Raw genomic sequence first — 2,597 nt, forward strand, 5'->3', positions numbered from 1 at the left:
TTCAGGCGCGTTGCTACGCGCTACGAAAAAACCGCACGAAATTACTTCGCTGTCGTCGCTATCGCCGCAACTCTGCTCTGGCTAAGATAACTGTCCACGCGACCTAGAGCATGATCCGGAAAAGTGGAAACCGGCTTTCCGAAAAGATCATGCTCAAACGAAGGAAGGCCCCGCGGGGCCGAGCGAGCAACTCTGCAAAGTTGAAAAGCTGGAGCATAATTTACCGGAGTGATGGGTTGCGTTTGGCGGCGGCTCCGGTGACAACGCCGCATGCTTTCTATCTCCGACATATCCGTCCGCATCGCCGGGCGGCTTCTGATCGAGAACAGCTCGGTCCAGATCATTCCCGGCGCCCGGGTCGGCTTTGTCGGCCGCAATGGTGTCGGCAAGTCGACGCTGTTTCATGCCATCCGCGGTGATCTTCCGCTCGAAGCCGGCAGCATCACGATTCCGCCGCGCTGGCGGATCGGCAGCCTCGCGCAGGAAGCGCCCAATGGTCCCGAAAGCCTAATCGAGATCGTGCTGAAGGCAGATATCGAACGCGACGCGCTGCTGCGCGAAGCCGAGACTGCGCACGATCCGCACCGGATCGCGGAAATCCAGACCCGGCTCGTCGACATCGACGCCCATTCCGCCCCTGCCCGCGCCGCCGCGATCCTCAGCGGCCTCGGCTTTTCGGCGGCCGACCAGGCGCGGTCATGCGCCGAATTTTCCGGCGGCTGGCGCATGCGGGTTGCGCTTGCCGCGACGCTGTTTGCGGCGCCCGATTTGTTGCTGCTGGACGAGCCGACCAACTATCTCGACCTCGAAGGCACGCTGTGGCTGGAGGATCATCTTGCCCACTATCCGCGTACCGTGATCGTGATCAGCCATGACCGCGACCTGCTCGACACCTCCGTGGACCAGATCCTGCATCTCGATCACCGCAGGCTGACGCTCTACAAGGGGACCTATTCCTCGTTCGAGGAGCAGCGTGCCACGCGCGAAATGCTCGATGCAAAGCACGCCAAGCGCCAGGCTGAGGAGCGCAAGCGGCTGCAGGCCTTCGTCGACCGATTCAAGGCCAAGGCTTCGAAGGCGCGGCAGGCGCAATCGCGGATGAAGATGCTGGAGCGGATGAAGCCGGTCACCGCGCTGGTGACGCAGGACGTACACGAGATCTCGTTTCCGGTGCCCGAGAAGACGCTGTCGCCGCCGATCATCGCCGTCGATGACGTCGCTGTCGGCTATGATGCGAACAAGCCGGTGCTGAACCGCGTGACGCTGCGCATCGATACCGACGACCGCATTGCGCTGTTAGGTGCCAACGGCAACGGCAAGTCGACCCTGGTGAAGCTGCTCGCGGGCCGCCTCGCGCCGTTCTCCGGCAAGATCACGCGCGCGGAAAAGCTCTCGGTCGGCTATTTCGCGCAGCATCAGGTCGACGAGCTCAATCTCGACGGTTCGCCCTACGACCACATCCGCAAGCTGATGCCGGATGCGCCGGAGAGCAAGGTACGCGCTCGCGTCGGTGCCATCGGCTTTTCCGGCAAGGCGGGGGATACGCTGGTGAAGAGCCTGTCGGGCGGCGAGAAGGCACGGCTGCTGCTCGGCCTTGCGACCTTCGCCGCGCCCAACATGATCATCCTGGACGAGCCGACCAACCATCTCGACATCGACAGCCGCGCCGCGCTCGCCGAGGCGATCAATGATTTTCCCGGCGCCGTGCTGATGGTCTCGCACGACCGCTACCTGATCGAGGCCTGCGCCGACCGGCTCTGGGTCGTCGCCAACCACACCGTGACGAGCTATGACGGCGATCTCGACGACTACCGCAGGACGATATTGTCCGCGAATGAGATACGCCCGGCTTCGCGCGAACGCAGCAAGGAGAGCACCAAGCCCGAGCGTCCGAAAAGCGAGAAGCGCATCCCTCCGAAGCAGCGGATCGCGCAAGCCGAAGCCGAGATCGAACGCATCACCGGCATCATTGCCAAGATCGACGCGGCGCTCGCGCTGCCGGACCTGTTCACACGCGATCCGAAGCAGGCAGCACAACTCGCCCAGGCACGCGCCGGCGCAGAAACCGCACTGCAGCGCGCCGAAGAAGAATGGCTGGAAGCAAGCTCGCTCTCGGATGAAGCGGCGGGTTAGCCCATGCGTCCTCATCTCGAGGAGTTGCGAAGCGGTGTCTCGAGGGATGCCACGGACCCCTCACTCTCCGTCATTCCGGGGCGCGACACTCCCTCCTCACCGTCATGGCCGGGCTTGACCCGGCCATCCACGTTCTCGAGCGCGTGGAATGACGTGGATGCCCGGGACATCTGCGCGAAGACGCGCTTCGCGCTTTTGCCTGGGCATGACGACGTCGTATCGTTCGCGCGATTTTCTTTAATTCAATCAAGGTGATTTGGCCCGTCCAGCCCTCGCGCAAAAAACATTCCGCTTTCGCCGTCGGGCAAATCAGCACTATGACTCCGCGCGTCTCACCCAGATGAGGGGCGGGTCGCGATCGTCACGAACGTTGCGGTGAGATGCGGTGGACGCGGGTGTTGCGAAAGACGAACGCAACATCAGCGGACGGCGAAGTCGTGTGGTCCTGGCGCCCCGACGCTGGC

The 2,597-nt window shown here is 63.2% G+C and carries 1 protein-coding gene and 1 pseudogene; both read left to right on the top strand.

What is annotated here, in order from left to right; translation table 11 throughout:
• Positions 1–90: pseudogene (locus ACZIRK_RS44875) on the top strand (IS5/IS1182 family transposase); the annotation flags it as partial.
• A gap of 180 nt (positions 91–270) precedes the next feature.
• Complete coding sequence (locus ACZIRK_RS44880) at positions 271–2,133, top strand: ABC-F family ATP-binding cassette domain-containing protein (protein ID WP_130228043.1); 1,863 nt, start codon at positions 271–273, stop codon at positions 2,131–2,133.
• Positions 2,134–2,597: the final 464 nt, after the last annotated feature.

The organism is Bradyrhizobium sp. Leo114, assembly GCF_055229415.2.

Coding starts and splice junctions, on each gene's coding strand:
- ACZIRK_RS44880 (WP_130228043.1), top strand. CDS start 271: ATGCTTTCTATCTCCGACATATCCGTCCGCATCGCCGGGCGGCTTCTG.